The organism is Natronococcus sp. (assembly GCF_047921035.1).
Taxonomy (GTDB): Archaea; Halobacteriota; Halobacteria; order Halobacteriales; family Natrialbaceae; genus Natronococcus.
This window is the reverse complement of sequence record NZ_JBLRWX010000026.1, coordinates 17,273-36,950: the sequence shown is the minus strand read 5'-3', so window position 1 is coordinate 36,950 and position 19,678 is coordinate 17,273. Positions and strand designations below refer to the sequence as shown.

Genomic DNA, 19,678 nt, shown 5'->3' with positions numbered 1-19,678 from the left:
GCGACCTGCGGGGCCGCCATCGAGGTGCCGGCCAGCCAGCCGTAGCCGTAGTCGGCACCCAGGTACTCGCCGTCCTCGCCGAACGACGGGATCGCAACCGCGTTGTAGACGTCGTCGTACCGACTGTCACCACCCTGCCCGCCCGGCGCGGCGAGATCGATCGCGCCGACGCCGTGGGTCGTGTACGTCGAGGGCGTGGAGGGAGGAGCGTCGTACTCGCCAGTGTCGGGATCGAACCCGATCGGTCCGGTCGAGCTCGTCGTGATTCCCCCGGCGGTCTCCGAGGAGTCCGTCTCGTCTTTGTTGAACTGAAGACTCTCGCCCCAGTTGCCCGAGGCGTGGGCGTGGAGCGTCCCCTGGCGCCGCGCGTAGTTGCCGACGCGCTGGTGGGCTCGACCCCAGAACTTCCCCCACCCCTCGGTGCGCATCGTCCAGGTCCAGCCCAGGCTGAGGTTGGCGACGTCACAGCCGATCTCGGCGGCGTAGACCAGCGCCGCCAGGACGGTTCCCATGTAGGTATCACCCCAGTACGCGGGCGGGACCTCCGCCCCGTCCCGGCTATCGAGCGAGACACCGAACACGCGCAGGTCGACGAGTTCGGTTCCGGGCGCCGAGCCGACGACCCCCGTTCCGTCGTCGTTCGCGCCGACGATTCCCGCGACGTGCGTGCCGTGAGTTCCGCCGTAGGGCTCGCCGACGCCGTAGCCGTCGTCGGTGAAGTTCTTCGAGTACTCGAGGTCGACCTGGCCCTCGAGAGCCGGATGGCCCGCGGCGATCCCCGTGTCGATGATCGCGACTCGAGTGCCCTCGCCACGAGTATGGTCGTGGGCCTCCGGGATCCCCTGATCCGCCTTGTCCCACTGGTAGTCGGACAGCTCCTCGTCGCCCGTCGCGGTCGACTCCAGCAGTCGCCGTCGAGCCGGTCGGTAGCCGTCGGTCTCGAGCCGGACGTCGGGAGCGAACTCGGCCCCCTGGTCCTCGAGTTCGTCCTCGCTGCTCCGGACGATCAGCAGGTCGACCGGCTCCAGTTCGTGAACGATCTCGACGCGGTCCTCGTCGCGCAGACTCGAGCGATCGACGAGAAACCGGTCGGTCGCTTCCGTCGCCGTCGCGACGGAGCCGAGCGCGAGGGTTCCGAGCGATACGCCGCTTGCCGTGATGAAGGTGCGTCGGTCCATGGTTCGAGCGGTCGGCGACGCGGGTGCCGACTCCTACCGAGTGCAGGTGCGGGCGTTCCGATACGCGTTGCCGTCCATATCTCTATCTGAATAGGTTGACAAAATTTATACCGGAGAGGGAAAATCCATCGCTAACGATCCTCGGTTTAGCGTCGTACTCCGGGGTTGGTAACGCACACTCCTCGAGCGGCCGCGCCGTTCGAGACGAGACGACCGTCGGGGAGACGCGTCGCTACCCGGGTCCGTCCGCTCTCGGCGCCCCACTGACCGGAAACGACGGGGGCGCTACGTCTCCGGGCTCGGCGACTGCACCCGCGAGAGGTAGGACGTCAGGTCCGTCGTCGTCACGATGCCGATGACGCCCTCCTCGTCGTCGACGACGGGGAGGTGGTGGAAGCCGTGTTCGACCATGAGGTCCGCCGCGTCGCGGATCCCCGCCTGGGCGTCGGTCGTGACGACGTCCGTGGTCATGTACCGGGAGACCGAGGTCTCGGCCTTCGGGTGACTCTCGGCGACAATACCGACGAAATCGGTCGTCGTCAGGATCCCCTCGAGCCGGTTCTCCTCGTCGACGACGATGACCGATCCCACGCCGTTGTCGCGCATCACCTGGCCCGCGTCCTCGACGAGCGTCTCCGGCGTCACGGTCTGCAGATCGGTCGACATCACTCGCGCAACGAAAATATCGTCCATACGTGGCGATTGGTACTGTGACCCATAAGGGTTGGCCAACCGGACAACACGTGCCGGTCCGACGGCGCAAATTTAAGTACGGAATCGAACATAGTCGGTACCGTTGATGCCTTCGCCGCCCAGTCTCTCCGGTACCTGCAAACTCCTCCCCGGTCCCGAGAGCGACCCGCTCGCGGCCGCCGCCGAACTGTACGCGGAGCTGGCCGCACGCCACGGGGACCGGAACGTCCTCGTGCTCAAGCGACACCCGACGGGTCTCGAGCGTCTCGCCGAGACGCTCGGCACCGACGACGCGCCCCGCTCGCCCCGCGTCGAGTCCCTGCCGGAACACGCCTCGAAGACGATCGAGGCGTACGATCCGACCCTCGACCGCCTCGAGTACGAGGAGCGAATCGAGCTGATCTCGCTGGTGATCGACGGCGCCAGCCGCGACGTTCCCGACTACCTCGAGCGCGCGGCCGACCGCGACGGGTTCGCCCGCGACGTCGGTCAGCTACTGTTGGGCGCGACCCGCCAGCGGCTCCGGCTCGCCGACCTCGAGGACCCCCACGACTGTCTGGCCTTCCTGTACGCGGTGAACGACCGGTTCCACGAGGTGCTCGAGCGGCGAGGGTACGTCGAGCGGGCCGACGTGGTCCCGCGGGCGGTCTCGCTGCTCGAGGACGACGCCGACGGCGTTCGCGGCCGGGTCACCGACTCCTTCGACGCCGTCCTTGCCGTCGAGTTCGAGGAGTTCCGCCGGCTCGATCGGCGGTACCTCGCCGCCCTCTCCGGTGACGCCGAACTGGTCTGTCTCGGCCAACGCCACGCCAGCGTCGAACGGACCGGGATCGAGCCCGGAACCGTCGAGTCGATCGCCAGGGAAGGCGGCCTCGAGATCGAATCCCTCGAGCCCGCCGACGCCAGCACGTCTCCCCACCGTGCGATCACGCGGTTTCTCGCGACCGGCGAGGCCGACGGGGAGGGATGCGCCGAACGGATCCGAACCCGCACCGCCCGCGAGCAGGTCCGGGCCGTCGCCCGGGAGATCCAGGCCCTTCGGGACCGCCACGGGTGGTCCTACGACGAGGTCGCGGTCGCGGTCCCCCGGGTCGAACGCGTCCCCGAGACCAGACGCCGGCTCCGCGAGGCCGGGATCCCGACGGCGACGATCGGCACGCCCTCGCTCGCGGAGGACCCCGTCGTCAACGAGCTCTACGCGTTCGTCACGCTCCAGGCCCGTCGGGAGCGCGGCGCGCTCTCACTCGAGGACGAAAGCGACGCCGCGACCCGGCTCCGCGCTCGGGTCCCCGAGTTCGATCGGTCGCTGCTCGGGGCCTGCGCGGACTCGAGTGTCGAAGCCTCCCTCGAGCGCTGGATCGAGCGCACGGACCTCAAGGGACGAATCGCCCGCCAGGAATCCTGGGTCGACGCCCGCGAGGAGTTCGCGAGCGTCGAACGCGTACTCGAGATCGCCGCGTTCGTCGAGGAGACGGACCTGGTCGGCCCCGACTGGCGGGGGCTCCGCCGGATGCTCCGCCGAACGATCCGGTACGACGCCCCCTACGTCCACGCGGTCGAGACCCGCCCGCCGACCGGGGGCGTCGCCGTCTGTGCGGCCGACGACCTGAAGTACGACTCCCGGGAGGCCGTCTTCCTGCTCGACCTTCTCGACGACCACTACCCCGGCGACGGACACCTCACGCGGCTGTTCCCGCGGGCGTGGCTCGAGTCGATGCCGAACTACCCAGCGGTAACGAACCCGACCCCGGAGACCGTCGCAGAGACGTTCGCGCCGGTCGCCGACGCGAGCGAGGTGACCGACCCCTTCGGGACCTACCACGCCCAGCGCTCGCGGCGTCGACTCGCGCTGGCCTCCCGCGCGGCCCGGTCGCGGCTGTACTGCTGTTCGTACGAACGGGGTTCGGGCGGGCTCCGACGAACACACGAGGAGTCGCGGTACCTGCAGCTCGTCGCCGACGCGCCGGGGCTCGCCCTCGAGGACGTCGGCGCCGACGGGGCGCGGATTCGCGGCGAGGCGGCCGCGACCGAGGCCCTGCTCGCACAGCCCCGCGGGGAACTCGAGCGCGTCCTCCGGGAGGCGAGCACCGGCGGCCGGGCCGACCTCGGCGAGACCGAGGAACTGTTCGAGGAGATCGCCCTGCTGCTCGCGGAAGACGAGCTCCATCCCGTACTCGCGGAGGCGATCCGCTCGCAGTTCGAGTTCGCGGCCGGCGAGGTGGTCCGCGGTGAGTGAGCCGCCGACGCTGTCGGCGGACGGACTCGAGACGTACCTGCACTGTCCACGGCGGTACGAGTTCGCCCACGTCCACGGGCTCGAGGCCGAGGACGACGACAGTTCACGGGATCGGGTCGACCTCCTTCGGGAGGCGATCTGCGAGGCGCTTCGATCGGGTGCGACCGACCGGGAGCGCCTCGAGGCGATCGCGGCGGAGCGGCTCTCGGAGCTGTGGGCCGTCCACGACGAGCCGTTCCACTCGCGGACCCAGCGGGACCACGAGCGAGCGGTTCTGGAAGCGGTCCTCGAGGCGTACCTCGAGGAGCCCGGTGCCGACCACGCGGCCGGCATCGATCGGCTCGAGGCGTCCGCGAGCGAACTCGTCGGTCCCGCGCTTCCGCTCGCGAGCGCGCGTTCGCTGCCCGCGGAAGACGGTCCCGATCGCGTACGGATCGACGCCGACGTCGACTACGTCACCCTCGAGGGGGCGAGCCTCGTCGGGGTGCGCTTCGTCCCGACGCTCGCGCCGCTGGGACTGCTGCGCTACCGCTCGGACTGGGAGGGCGACGTCGCCGCGCTGTTCGTCGACCACTTCGATTCCGGCGAGGTCTTCGAGCCCCGGGCGGTCGGCGCCCTCTTCGAGACGAGCGTCGTCGTCGACGGACTCCGCCGGCTCCGGGACCGGCTCGGGCTCGAGGCGAAGACCTGCCGATACGTGCAGGTCCCCCTCGCCGATCGGAACCGAACCGCGGTCAACTGGGTCCAAGACACCGTCGACGCGACCGTCGAACCCACCGACCTCACCGACGTCTACGTCGACCACCACACCTACGCGATGACGCACGAACACCGCAACGAGACGGTCGCCTCGCGGCTCGTCGACGTCGCGAGCGACGTCCTCGCGGAGTCGTTCGATCCGGCTCCGCGGTGGGACGAGATCGCAACCGAGTCCTGTCCCGACTGCGGCTACGCCGTGGGCTGCCAGGACCGCCTCGCCGCGGAGGTGCGCTTCGATGGATAGCTCGGGTCCGCTCGAGGACGACCCCGAGACGCTCGAGCCCCGCGGCAGCCAGCGGGCGGTCATCGAGAGCGACCGCGCCTGCACGTCCGTCGACGCGGGCGCCGGAACGGGGAAGACGACGACGATGCTCATGCGCATCGAGCGGGCGATCGAACGGGGCGACGTCGACCCCGAGGACGTGCTCGTCGTCACCTTCGCAAACGAGGCCGCCGCGAGCATCCGCGAGGCCGTCGCCGACCGGCTCGAGCCCGACGTCGCGGCCGCGATCACCGTCTCGACGTACCACTCGCTGTGTCACCGGCTGGTCCGGGAGTACGCCTACTACCTCGGCTACTCCCCCGAGTTCGAGATGGTGACCGAACGGAAGCGCCGCCGGATCGTCGGCCGACTCCTCGCCGAGCGGGAGTACGCGTTCGCGGCCACCCGGGTCGGCGACGGTTCCCCGGCCGACCTGGCCGACGCGGTCGACCGCTTCGTGGCGACGATGAGTCAGGAGGACGTCACCCCCGACGATCTCCGGGCACAGCTTCCTGAAACCCGAACCCTCGAGCTCTGCCAGGAGTTCGTCCACTGGCTCGAGCGCCGGGCCGAGACGGAGCTCTCCTTCGACAACGAGGCGCTGCGGTACTTCAACCGGGAGGAACACCTCGAGGCGGCCCACGAGGGGCTCGTCGAGTACGGCACGCTCATCAGCTACTGCCGGGAGAAGATCGCCGAGGCGCCCGCGGCGTTCCGCGAGGACGACGTCGTCCGGGATATCGACGCCTACCTGCGGATCCTCCAGCGGTGCGTGACCAACGCCTACGAGGCCCTCGACCTCGACGACCCGACGACGAAACAGCTGCCGCGAGTGCTGTTCGGCAACCGGATCGGCGGTACGGGAACCGAACGGATCGAGCAGACCCCGTTCGGCCGGCTGAAACACTACGTCGAGTTCCTCCGGCTGGCCCGCCACTACACCGAGGTGTACGCCGACTACCACGCGACCCTCGAGCGCGAGCGCGCGTTCGACTTCGACGAGCTGGTTCGCACCGCGACCGACCTGCTCGCCGACGACGCCGTCGCCGACGAGATCACCGGCCAGTGGGAGCAGGTCTACTGCGACGAGTTCCAGGACACCGACGCGACGCAGTTCGAACTCATCACCGAACTCACCGACGGACCCGACCGACCCGGCCTGCTCGCGATCGGGGACAAGGACCAGGCGATCTACGGCTGGCGGGGCACCGACCGCCGGGGACTCGACAGACTCGCCGAGCGCTACGACGACCACGCGGGGATCGAACTCGAACTCAACTTCCGGTCGCGCCAGGAGATCCTCGAGCTGACGAACCGCTGTGCGTACGCCGACGGCTCGAAGACGCTCCGCGAGGACGGCCGCGAGCCCGGCACCTACGAGCGCGAGGACCCCCCGGACCGGATCGTCAAAGTCGAGAGCGACGAGATCGACGACCCGACGGCCGAGCAGGTCGCGACGGCCGTCTCGCGGCTGCTCAACGGCGCCTGCGAGAACGTTCCCGCACGATCGCTCGAGGATATCGCCGTGATCGTCCGGACCAACCGCCACGCCCGGCTGGTCGCCGACGAGCTTCGGAATCGCCAGATCCCCCACGAGATCTCGGGCTCGCCCCGGGGCGAGATCTCCCCCGGAATCCGGACGCTGCTGTCGTACCTCCGGGTGCTGGTCGAGCCCGACGCCGACGTCCACCTTCGCCGGGTGTTGCTCTACCGCTACCGGCTCCCGGAGGCCGACCTCGCGACCCTCCAGGGACGGTCGGGATCGCTGTACGACGCCGTCTTCGAGGTCGACGCCGCCGACCTCGAGGCGACGACCCGGCTCGAGCGCGCCCGGACCCACCTCGAGCGCCTCGCGACGCTGCGGGACGTCTATCCGCTGTCGGGACTGCTCGCACGGCTCCGGGAGCTCACTCGCCTCGAGTGGTTCCTCACGAGCGAGGAGCGCCGTCAGCTCGAGCGGATCGACCGCTTCGTCGAGCGCTACGACGCCGAGAGCGTGGTCCGAACCCTCTCGACGGAGTTCGTCGACGCGCTCGAGGCGACGCTTCGGGGCGGAAGCTCCGAACGGAGCCGCGGAACCCACTCCAGCGACCGTATCGACGTGATGACGGTCCACCAGGCGAAGGGCCTGGAGTTCGACACCGTCCTCGTCCCCTACCTCTCCGACGAGGAGTGGTGTGTCGAGCACGACTACGCCCGTCGCGCCCGCACCCGGCTGCTCGCGGCGACGCTCGAGGACGACGTCGCCTCGCCGCTGTGTGCCGACATCGCCGCGGAAACGGTCGGCGAGGAGTGGCGAGTACTCCACGTCGCGCTCACGCGGGCGGCGAACCACCTGTTCGTCTTCGGAAGCGAGTACGACTACGACGGCGACGAGGGCGAGCTGGCGGTCTCCACCGCGGACGCCTGTCTCGATCCCGCCATCGAGTGGTCGGTCGCCGGCGAGCGCATGGAGCTGTGGTCGACCCTGACAGAGAGCTTCGAGTCCGTCCGGGGGAGCTATCCCCGTACCGTGGTCGACCGCACCGACGAACTCGCCGTCGCGGCCGACGAGCGCCCGGGGACGATCACCTACTACGCCGGCTACGAGGACCGATCGGTCGAACCCCTCGAGACGCGAGAGGCGATCGAGACCGTCCACGAACTCGGTCGGCTGCTGCGGACCGGAACGCTGCTTCCGGCGGCCGACGCCTCGAGCGGGGAGTCGTCGATCCGGGCGCCGGGCGAGCGACGGGCCGGGGCGCTGACGGCCGAGACGAGCCGGTTCCCGGTCGAGGCGCTCTCCGGCGACGGCCGGCTCCCGATCGCGATGCGCCACAGCTACACGGCCATGGAGAGCTACGAGGCCTGCTCGCGGAAACACTACCTCGAGCACGTCGTGCGAGCGATCGACGATCCGGCGGCCGGCGAAGGGGGGGAGAACGCACCGTCCTCGCGGGTCGTCGGCTCGGTGTTCCACGACGTCGCCGAGGAGGCGTTCCACCGCGAGTACGAGACGCGGGCCGACTGGCGCGAGGCCGCCGTCCGCCAGCTGACCGCCCGGGACCTGCTCGAGCACCGCGAGGCGGTGCTGGCCTGTATCGATCGCTACTTCGAGGCGACCGCGCCGGGGGTCGACTCGCCGGTCGCCGACTGGGAGACGCTCGCGGCGGAGCTGCCGTTCGCCCTCACCGACGTCGTCGGGATCGACGGCGACGTCGTCGGCTACGTCGACACGATCCGGCGGCTGCCCGACACCGCGGGCGGCGGGCTCGCCGTCCTCGACTACAAGGCGACCGCGAGCCGAATCGACCCCGGAACGGCGACCCAGCTCGCGCTGTACGCCCGCGCCTGCGACCGGCGGTTCGACGACCCCATCGCGGCCGTCGGCTACGTCTACGTCGGCGACGTCGACGGTCCGCGAGTCGAGCTACTCGAGCCCGAGGCGCTGCCGTCCTGGGAATCGGTCCGCGAGACCCTCGAGGGCGTCGACGACCCCTCCTACCGGGAGACGACGCCCGGGGAGCACTGTCGGTACTGCGCCCACCGGTCGCTGGGCTGTGCGCCCGCGGCGTACGCGCCCGACGTCGCCGCGGACGACGACTGACGCGATACCGAACGCGTTTATCCCGTTCCGGACGAACCCGCGCCCATGATCGAGGCGACGCTGTGTTTTCCCCTCCGGGACGCCGGCGGGACCGACGAGGTGCTCCTGATCGAGAAGCGACGCGGACTCGGCGAGGGCTGGTACAACGGTCCGGGCGGCAAACTCGAGGGCGAGGAGACGCCCCGGGAGTGTGCCGTCCGGGAAACCGACGAGGAGGTCGGCCTCGAGATCGATCCCGCCGACCTCGAGAAGGCGGGCGAACTCGACTTTCGCCTCGACGGCGATCGCCACACCTTCTGCCACGTGTTTCGCACCCGCCAGTTCGCGGGCGAGCCCCGCCCCTCCGAGGAGGCCCGTCCGGAGTGGTTCGCGCTCGAGGACGTCCCCTACGATCGGATGTGGGAGGACGACCGCCTCTGGCTGCCCGCCGTGCTCGAGGGCGAGACGGTCGCCGGCGAGTTCCGGTTCGTCGGCGGCGAACCGCTCGACGAGGCCGAGTTCGCGGGCCACGACCTCGAGCGGGGCGTCGCGTTCGACGGGACCGAGCGCTCCCGGTAGACGCCGCTTCGATCGAATCCCGGCATTGTATCGCAACGGCAACCCACTTTCGACGCCGACGGGTAGCACGACCGATCACGATGATTGACGGAACCCGTCGACGACTGCTCTCGGTCGCGGCCGCCGGAGCGGTCGGCGCGATCGCCGGCTGTGCGGAAGGTGACGAAGAGGAAGGCGAGGGCGACGAGGACCTCGAGGACGCGCCGCCCGACGAGACCGAACAGGAAGACGACGAGGACGCGACCGACGAGGTCGGCGAACGGGACGACAACGGCGATATCGAGGAGAACGGCGGCGAAACCGGCGACATCGAGGAAACTGACGAGGACGACGAAGACGAGGAGACAGACGACGAGGCGGACGAGGACGACAGTCTCGGCGACTGAGCCGATTCGGTAGCGCTGCCGGCGATCGGTAGCCGGCGCTCGCCGGTGGAAGTTCTCGCGGTCGGTTACGAGTTGCCTCGAGCGGTGCTACGGCGGAGGCGACCGCTGAAGGGACCGGTCGCTGTCCCGATATTTCGATAGCAACCTCAAAGACCGGCAGCGAGATCGAAGAGACGGACGAGTAGGGAGCGGTCGACGGATCGCCGATCGTTCCCCTCTGGCGACTACGGTTTCAACAGGACCTTCCCGGAGCTCTTGCGATCCTCGATGTACCGGTGGGCGTCGGCGGCCTCCTCGAGCGGGAACGACTCGCCGACGATGACCTCGAGGTCGCCGCTCGCGAGCCCCTCCGTCAGGTCGGGGACGGCCTGCATGATCCGACTCGGATCGTGCATCGCGGCCTGACCGAGGTGGAAGCCGCGGACGCTCTTGTTCTCGAAGAGGAGTCGGCGGTTCTCCGCACTCGCGGGCTCGCCGCTGGCCACGCCGAAGGTGACCATGCGGCCGAAGTGTGCCATCGCGTCGAGGCTGCGCTCGAAGACGTCGCCGCCGACCGACTCGAGGACGAGGTCGACGCCCGCGCCGTCGGTCTCCTCGTCGACGGTCTCGCGGAAGTCGGTCTCGGTGTACTGGATCGGATGATCGCAGCCCAGGTCGGCCGCGAGCTCGAGTTTCTCCTCGCTGCTCGCGGTGCCGAACACCTCCGCGCCGGCGTTCGATGCCAGCTGGACGGCCGCGGTACCGACCCCGCCCGCGGCGGCCTGGATCAGCACCGACTCGCCGTCCTCGAGTTCGCCCCACTCGAACAGACAGGAGTGGGCGGTGAGAAACTGGACGGGGAAGCCGGCGGCCTCCTCGAAGCTCATCCCCTCCGGGATCGGAAACAGCATCTGAGCGTTCGCGGTGGCGTACTCCGCGTACCCGCCCCGATCGAGCATGGCGACGACCCGGTCGCCCTCGTCCAGATCGACACCCTCTCCGGTCGCGTCGATCGTCCCTGCGGCCTCCATCCCGGGAACGTAGGGCGCCTCGGGACCGCCCGGGTAGACGCCGCGTCGCTGCATGATGTCCGCGAAGTTGATCCCCGCGGTCTCGATCTCGATCCGGACCTCGCCGGCGTCGGGCTCGGGCACGTCCCGATCGACGACCTCGAGTTCGTCGCTGTCGCCGTACTCCGTTACCTCGATGGCCTTCATGGGTTACCAGTCGTAACGAGTGCGTATAAACGTCCGAGAACAGGAAACCGAATGTCGAACGTTTCTTCGTGACCTCGAGCCCTATAGTAACAACTGAAACTGTTTGCACACCGATCCACAGCAGTCGTGCGATCGGGTGCGCACTGACTTTCATACGGATTGCTGTAACGATTTACCGGCGCAACCGCCGCACGGGTCGCGGTTGCGCCGGTAATGACTTACAGTAAACCGTATCAGTGGCTACTATAGCAGTCGTCGGCCAGCGGCTCCGGGTCAGCTGGCGGGTTCGGCTCGCCCGGTGGGTCGGGGTCCGCGGAACCGCTCTTCCTGGGGCCGTACATGACCCACCCCTCGGCGGGGACGGTGAGCTCGACCGTGCAGTCGGGACCGGTCGTGACGTTTGTGCCGTCGCCGGCGTGATCGACCAGCGGCTCGGTCCGCCAGTCGGTCTCGACGGTCACCGTGCGATCCTCGTCGGCGGTGTTGATCCCGGCCAGCAGGTTCCCCTCGCGCTCGAAGACGTAGACGTCCTCGTCGACGTGGCGGTCGATCACCGCTCCCTCGGCGAGAGATCGGGAGACCTCGACGAGCGCCCGGAGGTCGTCGTCCTCGAGCTCCGGGCGCTGTTCGGCACCGCCCCGATAGAGCATGGGCATCCCGGCGTAGGCGAGGACGAACGCCTCGGCGAGTTCGACCGCCCGGCCCTCGGGCTCGTTAGGCTCGACCTCGGGGCCGGTCGTGTCGTGGTTCTGGACGAACGTGACGGCGGCCTCGGGACGTTCGTGGACGACGCCTCGCGCTTCCTCCCGAGAGAGCGCTTCCATGCTGCCGCCCTCGAAGGCCTCCATAATCGCGTCGTACAGCGGGAAGTCGAAGACGGTCATCCCGGTGTCGGCGAACTCGAGCAGGTGATCGACGTCCTCTTCTTCCCAGACCTCGCCGACCCGCCAGAGGCCGAGCTCGTCGGCCAGGGGATTGATGTGCTCCCGAAAGTACCACGGCCAGACGTGGGCCGCGGCGTCGATCCGCAGGCCGTCGGCACCGAGGTCGGCGATCTTCCGGAGGTAGGCCTCGTGAGCCGCCTGGACCTCGGGGTGTTCGACGTCCAGCGAGGGGAGGTCGAGGAGGTCACACTCGTACATCTCCGCCTCCTCGCCCTCGAGTTCGCAGTCCCCGAGCGTGCCGTAGTCGTGGAAGTGCTCGTCGGGGTCGAACTGCGGGTACTCGACCTCGCCGTCGGGGCCATCGGGGTTGGCCATGTGGTTCAGAACGACGTCGACGATGACGTCGATGTCGTGCTCGTGGGCGGTCTCGATCAGCGAGGCGAGTTCGTCCTCGGTGCCGTGGGCGGAGTCGAAGTCGCGCAGGTCGACCGGTTGGTAGCCCAACGGCGGGTGGGGATCCCGCTCGCGGCCGTAGACGGACTCCTCGCCTTCGCCGTCGTAGAATCCCTCCTGGTCCTCGTAGGTTAGATCCTCCCAGCTCAGCTTCGAGACGGCGGGCTGGGGGATCCAGATCGCGCTCACTCCGAGGTCGGCGACGCGCTCGAGGTCGGCCTCGATCTCGGTCCACTCGCGGTGGAAGTACTGGTAGCCGACGCCGTCCTCGGGGGCCGTCGCTCCCTCGGAGCGGGCGGGCGCACTGGTCGTGCCGATCGTCACGCCGCCGAGTGCGACCGCGCCGACGGCGGCGCTCGAGCGCAGGACGCTCCGTCGGTCGATACCCGCCGAATCGCCGGTGTGGCTGTGATTCCGTGGCATTCGTCCCCGAGTATAATCTATGGTGTAATAATACATAACGATTTTAATCCGATTTCGAACGATAGTTATCAACAGCCGAAATACTTCGTCGAACGAATAGGCACGGACGAACGAACACCGACACGAGCGGTGGCGGGCGCCCGCCAAACAGGATCCATTTATTGTTCCGGTCACGAAGGTGGCGGTATGAGCGACGAGAGTCAAGAGCTCGGGATCACCGAGACGAAATCGCACAAGCCCGGCGAGTGGTACGCCGAGGTCGTCCAGAAAGCGAATCTCGCCGACTACGCCCCGATGGGCGGTTTCATCGTCACGAAACCGCGCGGGTACGCGATCTGGGAGGGGATCCAGGACGCGCTCGACAGCCGGTTCAAGGAAACCGGCGTCGACAACGTCTACTTCCCGCTGTTCATCCCCGAGAGCTTCCTCGAGCGCGAGAAGGACGTCGTCGAGGGGTTCGACCCCGAAGTCGCCTGGGTCACCCACGGCGGCCACGAGGAACTCGAGGAGCGACTCGCCGTCCGTCCCACCAGCGAGTCGATCATCGCGCCGTTCATGGCCGACTGGACCCGCAGCCACCGCGACCTGCCGCTGCGAATCAACCAGTGGTGTTCCGTCGTTCGGTGGGAGGCCACCGAGACGAAGCCGTTCTTCCGGACGAAGGAGTTCATGTGGCAGGAGGGCCACACCGCCCACGCCGACGACGAGGGCGCCTGGGCGGAGGTCTGGACCCGCCTCGACCAGTACGAGGAGGTCTACGAGGACGTGCTCGCGATCCCGGTACTTCGGGGCAAGAAGCCCGAGCACGACAAGTTCCCCGGCGCGGACACGACGACGACCGTCGAGGCGCTGATGCCCGACGGGAAGTCGGTTCAGGGCGCGACGAGCCACAACCTCGGCCAGTCGTTCGCGGAGGCGTTCGACATCACCTTCGCCGACGAGGACGAGGAGGAACAGACCGCCTACACGACCTCCTGGGGGCTGTCCTGGCGCGCGATCGGCGCCCTGATCATGACCCACTCCGACGACCAGGGGCTCGTGCTCCCGCCGACGATCGCGCCGACCCAGGTCGCGATCGTCCCGATCTGGCAGGCCGACACCAAGGAGGACGTCCTCGAGTACTCTCGGGAGATCGCCGACGAGCTCGAGGAGGCCGGCGTCCGCGTCGAACTCGACGACCGCGACGAGCGCAACCCCGGGTTCAAGTTCAACGAACACGAGCTAAACGGCGTTCCCCTGCGACTGGAGATCGGCCCCAACGAGGCCGACGACGGCGAGGTGACGCTGGTCCACCGCCCGGACAGCGAGAAGGACGTCGCCGACCGCGAGGGGATCGTCGACACCGTCGAGGACCACCTCGACGAGATCTTCGACAAGCTGTACGAGACGGCCGAGGAGAACCTCGCGGAGAACGTCCGCGAGGCCCACAGCCCGGAGGACATCCTCGGAACGATCGGCAAGCACGGCGGCTACGTCAAAACGCCGTGGTGTGGCGACCAGGCCTGCGAGGAGGCGATCAAGGAGAAGATCGCGGCCGAGATCGTCATGCAGCCCCTCGAGGACGAGGGGGGTCAGTCCGCGGGTGAGGTCGTCGAACCTGACGAAGACGAGTGTGGCGTCTGCGGGGAGCCCGCCGACGAGATCGCGTACTTCGCGAAGAGCTACTGAGCCGGCCCGCCTATCGGGGCCGATCGGTCGCTCGAGGCCGTAAACCGGCCCCGTCACCGGTGTGGGTCCCACGGCCTACCTAACTCTTTAACCAAATAGTGCTTATCTACCGGGAACGATGTACGAGTGTGGTGTTCACTCTGGTGGGTGAACACTACGTGCCTCTGACACCTTTCCGTACCGCTTCGCCGACCAGCCCCGCGTGCCGATCGACTGCCACCCCGGGATCCTCCCGTGATCTACAGTATAAATCATCCGATTAGACCTTATATCTCCTCATATGTGTATATAATACACTTAGCCATTATGGGGTAGCCTCTTATGGGAGATCTCCAAAGGAGGGTGCATGTCACAGCCACACACTTCGAACACCGATCGGTCTCCGGGGCTCGCCGATCCGGCGGACGAACGATCGAACTGCGGTGTCGGCGTCGTCATGGATCTCGACGGTGCGGGCGGTCACGATGTCGTCGCCGACGGACTCGATCTTCTCGTTAACCTCGAGCACCGCGGGACGACCGGCGCTGAGAAGGATACCGGCGACGGCGCCGGCATCATGCTCCAGCGACCGGATGCCTTTTTTGCCGACGTTCTCGACGCGGATCTCCCCGACACCTACGCCGTCGGCTCGCTCTTCTTCCCGGCCGACGAGACGGCCCGCGAGGAACTCGCGGAAATCGTCGAGGGCGCCCTCGCCGACTACGACCTCGAGGTTCTCGAGTGGCGCGACGTGCCGACCGACAACGCCGACCTCGGCCAGACTGCGCTCGATTCGGAACCCGACGTCTGGCAGGTCGCCGTCGCCCCCGCCGACGACGTCTCCGGCGACGCCTTCGACCGACGGCTGTACGTCGCCCGGCGCGCCCTCGAGAACGCGGTCGCGAACGCCGACGTCGAGAACAAGGAACGCTTCTACGTCTGCTCGCTCGACTCGAAGACGGTCGTCTACAAGGGCCTGCTCAAGGGCGAGCAGGTCGCCTCCTACTACGAGGATCTGACCGACGACCGCCTCGAGTCGACGTTCGCGATGGTCCACGAGCGCTTCTCGACGAACACGCTCGGCGCCTGGCATCTCGCCCATCCCTACCGCAACATCATCCACAACGGCGAGTTCAACACGATTCGAGGGAACATCAACTGGATGCGCGCCCGGGAGACGGACCTCGAGAGCGAGGTCTTGGAGGATCTCGAGGCCGTCAAGCCCATCATCGACGACCCCGACCAGTCCGACACCGCGAGCGTCGACAACGCCCTCGAACTCCTCATGCAGGACGGCCGCGACCTCGAGCACGCGCTGCGGATGCTCGTTCCCGAGGCCTGGCGCGGCGACGAGTCGATGGATCAGGGCCGCAAGGACTGGTACGACTTCCACGCCTCGCTGGTCGAACCGTGGGACGGCCCCGCCCTGGTCGCCGCAACCGACGGCGAACGCGTCGGCGCCGTCCTCGACCGCAACGGACTGCGACCGTGTCGGTACGACGTGACGACCGACAACAGGCTGATCATGGCCAGCGAGGCCGGCGCGCTCGAGACCGATCCCTCGGAGATCGCCGAGCGCGGTCGCCTCCAGCCCGGACAGCTGTTCCTCGCCGATCCCGAGGAGGGACGGGTCATCCCCGACGACGAGGTCTTCGAGGACCTGACCGACGACCGCTACGGCGAGTGGGTCGAGCGGGAACAGGTCGGTCTCGACGACATCGTCACGACCGGCGACAGCTCGCCTCGGCGGCCGGTCGCCGCGCTTCGGGACCAGCAGGCGGCCTTCGGCTACACGCACGACGAACTCGAGAACATGATCGAGCCGATGACCCAGAAGGGGAAAGACCCCGTCGGCTCGATGGGCGACGACACGCCGCTGTCCGTCCTGACGGAGTTCAACCGCCCGCTCTTTACGTACTTCAAGCAGCTGTTCGCGCAGGTCACCAACCCGCCGCTGGACTACATCCGCGAGGAGCTCGTCACCTCGATGGAGAGTCGGCTGGGCTACCAGCGCAACCTCCTCGAGGAGTCGCCCGAACACGCCCGTCAGCTCGTGCTCGACTCGCCGATCCTCACGGACGCCGAACTCGAGTCGATCCGCGACTGCTCGGCCAACGGCATTACGGCGGCGACGATCGACATCACCTACGAACTCGAGAGCGAGGAGCCGGGAGCGGACCTCGAGGCCGCCATCGAGCGCGTCCGCGAGGACGCCGTCGACGCGATCGAATCGGGCCACGACGTGCTGATCCTTTCGGATCGCGGCGTCGACGCCGATCGCGCGGCGATTCCGAGCCTGCTCGCGACCGGGGGCGTCCACCACCACCTCGTTCGCAACGGGCTTCGCAACCACGTCGGCCTCGTCGTCGAGTCCGCCGACCCCCGGACCGTCCACCACTTCGCGACGCTGGTCGGCTACGGCGCGGGCGCGGTCAACCCGTACCTGGCCTACCAGACGATCGCGGACATCACGGCGGGGCCGGACGGCGCGGAGACCGAACTCGCGATCGACGCCTACGTCGACGCCGTCGAGGACGGTCTGCTGAAGATCATGGCCAAGATGGGGATCTCGACGGTCGAGAGCTACCAGGGCGCCCAGATCTTCGAGGCCGTCGGCCTCGACGGCGACCTCGTCGCCGACTACTTCGAGGGCACCGAGAACCGGACCGAGGGCGTCGGGCTCGCCGAACTCGAAGCCGATGTCCGCGAGCGCCACGAGAAGGCCTTCGGCAGCGAGGAGTCGAAACTCGACCGCCAGGGCGAGTTCGAACACCGCTCGAGCGGGATCCACCACCAGTGGAACCCCGACACCGTCGGCGCGCTCCAGCAGTCGGTCCGAGCGAACGACTACGAGCGGTACCAGGAGTTCGCCGCCCAGATCAACGACCAACAGCAGAACCTCCAGACCCTGCGGGGCCTGCTCGAGTTCGACTCCGATCGGGAGTCGATCCCGCTCGAGGACGTCGAACCGATCGCCGAGATCGTCGAGCGGTTCTCGACGGCTGCGATGAGCCTCGGGAGCCTCTCGCCGGAGGCCCACGAGAACAACTCGATCGCGATGAACCGCATCGGCGGCAAGTCGAACTCCGGCGAAGGCGGCGAACCGCCAGAGCGATTCGACACCGACCGGGAGTGTAACGTCAAACAGGTCGCCTCCGGCCGCTTCGGCGTCACGAGCACCTACCTCTCTTCCGCCGACGAGCTGCAGATCAAGATGGCTCAGGGCTCCAAGCCCGGGGAGGGCGGCCACCTCCCCGGCGAGAAGGTAAACGAGATGATCGCTCACGTCCGCAAGTCGACGCCGGGCGTCGGCCTCATCTCGCCGCCGCCGCTGCACGACATCTACTCGATCGAGGACCTCAAACAGCTGATCTTCGACCTCAAAGCTGCGAACGAGGACGCCGATATCAACGTCAAGCTCGTCAGCGAGGCGGGGATCGGCACCATCGCGGCCGGCGTCGCGAAGGCCAACGCCGACGTCGTCCACATCTCGGGCCACTCCGGCGGCACCGGGGCCTCGCCCCGAACCTCGATCAAGAGCGCCGGCCTTCCCTGGGAGCTCGGCCTCGCCGAGGCCAACCAGATGCTCCGCCAGACCGGCCTGCGCGACCGGATTCGGGTCTCGGCCGATGGCGGGATGAAGACGGGCCGGGACGTCGCTGTCGCCGCCCTGCTGGGCGCCGAGGAGTACGTCTTCGGGACCGCCCCGCTGGTCACCTCCGGCTGCGTGATGGCCCGGCAGTGTCACAAGAACACCTGCCCCGTCGGCGTCGCCACCCAGCGCGAGGACCTTCGCAAGCGGTTCCCCGGCGAGCCCGAGCACGTTATCAATTACATGACGTTCATCGCCCAGGAGCTGCGCGAGATCATGGCCGAACTCGGCTTCGAGACCGTCGACGAGATGATCGGCCGCGTCGAGGTCCTCTCCCAGCGCGAGGACGTCGACCACCCGAAGGCCCGCAACGTCGACCTCTCGGCGGTGCTGGCCGAGCCCGCGGGCGACGTCCGCTACAAGATCCGCGAGCAGGACCACGAACTCGACGACCAGCTCGACCGCGAACTCATCGACGCCGCGAGCGAGGCCATCGAGAAGCAGTCCCCGGTCACGCTCGCGGCCGACGTGACGAACGTCGACCGCGCGGTCGGCGCGATGCTCTCGAACCGCATCACCGACCGCTACGGCGAGCCCGGTCTCCCCGAGGATACCATTACTGTGGACCTCGAGGGAACCGCCGGTCAGAGCTTCGGCGCGTTCCTCGCCAGCGGCGTCTCGATGCACCTCGAGGGGGGCTCCAACGACTACGTCGGCAAGGGGCTCTCGGGCGGGAAGCTCACCGTTCGGACGCCCGACACCGCCGCCTACGACCCGACCGAGAACGTCGCCATCGGCAACGTCGCGCTGTACGGCGCGACCGACGGCCAGCTGTACGTCAACGGCGTCGCCGGCGAGCGCTTCGCGGTTCGCAACTCCGGCGCGAAGGCCGTCGTCGAGGGCGTCGGCGACCACGGCTGCGAGTACATGACCGGCGGCGTCGTCGCCGTCCTCGGCGAGACCGGGAAGAACTTCGCGGCCGGCATGTCCGGCGGCGTCGCCTACGTCTACGACCCCGACGCGGACTTCGCCGACCGCGCCAACACCGGGATGGTCTCGCTGCACGACGACTTAGAGGACGCCGACATCGAGATGCTGCGCCGACTCGTCGAGAACCACGTCGCCTACACGGGCTCCGAGCGGGGTCGCGAGCTGCTCGCGAACTGGGAGCGCACCCTCGAGTCGTTCGTGAAGGTGATGCCCGAAGCTTACCACGAGGCGATCACCGAGCAGGGCAGCGACGACGTTCGCAGCGAACTGCCGGGCGCGCCCGAGACGTCCGCCGACGCCGAGTCGGCCGAGTTCGCCGCGAGCGACGACTGATCCGCGATCCGTTCCTCGTTTTCCCCCTCAGTCGTCGGCGTTCATGTGCGACGTCGCGTAGGCGACCAGCGCGCAGTTGAGCGCGACCAGGGCGCCGCCCAGAAGATACGCGGTCGCCCGTCCGCCGTCTCCCACGCCGGACGCGACGGCCACCAGGGCGCCGACGCCGGCGACGGCCAGCCCGACCGCCAGTAGCCGGTCGAGTCGCGGATCGTAGTCGAACGAAACCGCCTCTCGAATCCGGTCGTCCTCGCGCTCCCGGCGTTTGCGGTACCGTTCGGCATCGGGGTCGTCATTGGGAACCGATCGGAGACCGAACGTCAGCAGGCCGTCGAGGCCGGTACGCGCCTTCGCGACCGTTCCGCAGGTGAACGCGACGAACAGCAGGGCGACGACGGTGATCCCGGAACCGAACGCGGCCGCCGGCACCAGTAGCAACGCGGCGAGGATCGCGACGATCGCCGCGATCCGCTCGGCTCGAGTCGGGACGGGATCCACGGTA

General features: G+C 68.5%; 12 protein-coding genes. 7 read left to right on the top strand and 5 right to left on the bottom strand.

Annotation, left to right across the window (positions count from 1 at the left end):
• Positions 1-1,178, bottom strand: a 1,178-nt coding sequence (locus tag ACNA7R_RS07570; RefSeq protein ID WP_416282963.1) for a S8 family peptidase, incomplete at its 3' end; no start/stop codon positions are given.
• A gap of 285 nt (positions 1,179-1,463) precedes the next feature.
• Positions 1,464-1,871: a CBS domain-containing protein gene (locus tag ACNA7R_RS07565; protein ID WP_416282962.1), complete on the bottom strand. Its 408-nt coding sequence runs from the start codon at positions 1,869-1,871 to the stop codon at positions 1,464-1,466.
• A gap of 106 nt (positions 1,872-1,977) precedes the next feature.
• Between ACNA7R_RS07565 and ACNA7R_RS07560 the strand changes: the two genes are divergently transcribed.
• The 5 genes from ACNA7R_RS07560 to ACNA7R_RS07540 all read left to right on the top strand — a co-directional run bounded on the left by ACNA7R_RS07560 (position 1,978) and on the right by ACNA7R_RS07540 (position 9,658).
• Positions 1,978-4,107 (top strand): hypothetical protein, encoded by a 2,130-nt coding sequence (locus tag ACNA7R_RS07560; RefSeq protein ID WP_416282961.1) that lies wholly within the window; start codon positions 1,978-1,980, stop codon positions 4,105-4,107.
• Entirely contained in the window at positions 4,100-5,110 is a 1,011-nt protein-coding gene (locus tag ACNA7R_RS07555; protein WP_416282960.1) for a PD-(D/E)XK nuclease family protein, read from the top strand. The genes ACNA7R_RS07560 and ACNA7R_RS07555 overlap by 8 nt, the downstream gene beginning before the upstream one ends.
• A complete protein-coding gene (locus ACNA7R_RS07550) occupies positions 5,103-8,714 on the top strand; it encodes a UvrD-helicase domain-containing protein (RefSeq protein ID WP_416282959.1) in 3,612 nt (1,203 codons plus the stop codon). Before ACNA7R_RS07555 ends, ACNA7R_RS07550 begins: the two co-directional genes overlap by 8 nt.
• Before the next feature lie 45 nt (positions 8,715-8,759).
• Entirely contained in the window at positions 8,760-9,272 is a 513-nt protein-coding gene (locus ACNA7R_RS07545; RefSeq protein ID WP_416282958.1) for an 8-oxo-dGTP diphosphatase, read from the top strand.
• An 80-nt stretch (positions 9,273-9,352) separates the two neighbouring features.
• Positions 9,353-9,658 carry a hypothetical protein gene (locus tag ACNA7R_RS07540; protein WP_416282957.1) on the top strand — a complete coding sequence of 102 codons (306 nt, stop codon included), beginning with the start codon at positions 9,353-9,355 and terminating at the stop codon, positions 9,656-9,658.
• 224 nt (positions 9,659-9,882) lie between these two features.
• Here the strand turns inward: ACNA7R_RS07540 and ACNA7R_RS07535 are convergent, their stop codons facing one another.
• Both ACNA7R_RS07535 and ACNA7R_RS07530 read right to left on the bottom strand, forming a co-directional pair.
• On the bottom strand, positions 9,883-10,854 hold the full coding sequence (locus ACNA7R_RS07535) for a quinone oxidoreductase family protein (protein ID WP_416282956.1): 972 nt from the start codon (positions 10,852-10,854) through the stop codon (positions 9,883-9,885).
• 233 nt (positions 10,855-11,087) lie between these two features.
• The gene (locus ACNA7R_RS07530; protein ID WP_416282955.1) at positions 11,088-12,614 is read right to left on the bottom strand and encodes an alpha-amylase family glycosyl hydrolase; all 1,527 of its coding nucleotides are present in this window, start codon (positions 12,612-12,614) and stop codon (positions 11,088-11,090) included.
• Between the two features lie 186 nt (positions 12,615-12,800).
• On the opposite strand from ACNA7R_RS07530, the gene proS reads away from it, so the two are divergent.
• Together proS and gltB are read left to right on the top strand one after the other, a co-directional pair.
• A complete protein-coding gene (gene proS, locus ACNA7R_RS07525; protein ID WP_416282954.1) occupies positions 12,801-14,282 on the top strand; it encodes a proline--tRNA ligase in 1,482 nt (493 codons plus the stop codon).
• A 346-nt stretch (positions 14,283-14,628) separates the two neighbouring features.
• Positions 14,629-19,176 carry a glutamate synthase large subunit gene (gene gltB / locus ACNA7R_RS07520; RefSeq protein ID WP_416282953.1) on the top strand — a complete coding sequence of 1,516 codons (4,548 nt, stop codon included), beginning with the start codon at positions 14,629-14,631 and terminating at the stop codon, positions 19,174-19,176.
• A gap of 27 nt (positions 19,177-19,203) precedes the next feature.
• Here the strand turns inward: gltB and ACNA7R_RS07515 are convergent, their stop codons facing one another.
• Positions 19,204-19,674: a hypothetical protein gene (locus tag ACNA7R_RS07515; protein ID WP_416282952.1), complete on the bottom strand. Its 471-nt coding sequence runs from the start codon at positions 19,672-19,674 to the stop codon at positions 19,204-19,206.
• Positions 19,675-19,678: the final 4 nt, after the last annotated feature.

Coding starts and splice junctions, on each gene's coding strand:
- ACNA7R_RS07540 (WP_416282957.1), top strand. CDS start 9,353: ATGATTGACGGAACCCGTCGACGACTGCTCTCGGTCGCGGCCGCCGGA.
- ACNA7R_RS07530 (WP_416282955.1), bottom strand. CDS start 12,614: ATGCCACGGAATCACAGCCACACCGGCGATTCGGCGGGTATCGACCGA.
- ACNA7R_RS07565 (WP_416282962.1), bottom strand. CDS start 1,871: ATGGACGATATTTTCGTTGCGCGAGTGATGTCGACCGATCTGCAGACC.
- proS (WP_416282954.1), top strand. CDS start 12,801: ATGAGCGACGAGAGTCAAGAGCTCGGGATCACCGAGACGAAATCGCAC.
- ACNA7R_RS07560 (WP_416282961.1), top strand. CDS start 1,978: ATGCCTTCGCCGCCCAGTCTCTCCGGTACCTGCAAACTCCTCCCCGGT.
- ACNA7R_RS07550 (WP_416282959.1), top strand. CDS start 5,103: ATGGATAGCTCGGGTCCGCTCGAGGACGACCCCGAGACGCTCGAGCCC.
- ACNA7R_RS07535 (WP_416282956.1), bottom strand. CDS start 10,854: ATGAAGGCCATCGAGGTAACGGAGTACGGCGACAGCGACGAACTCGAG.
- ACNA7R_RS07545 (WP_416282958.1), top strand. CDS start 8,760: ATGATCGAGGCGACGCTGTGTTTTCCCCTCCGGGACGCCGGCGGGACC.
- gltB (WP_416282953.1), top strand. CDS start 14,629: ATGTCACAGCCACACACTTCGAACACCGATCGGTCTCCGGGGCTCGCC.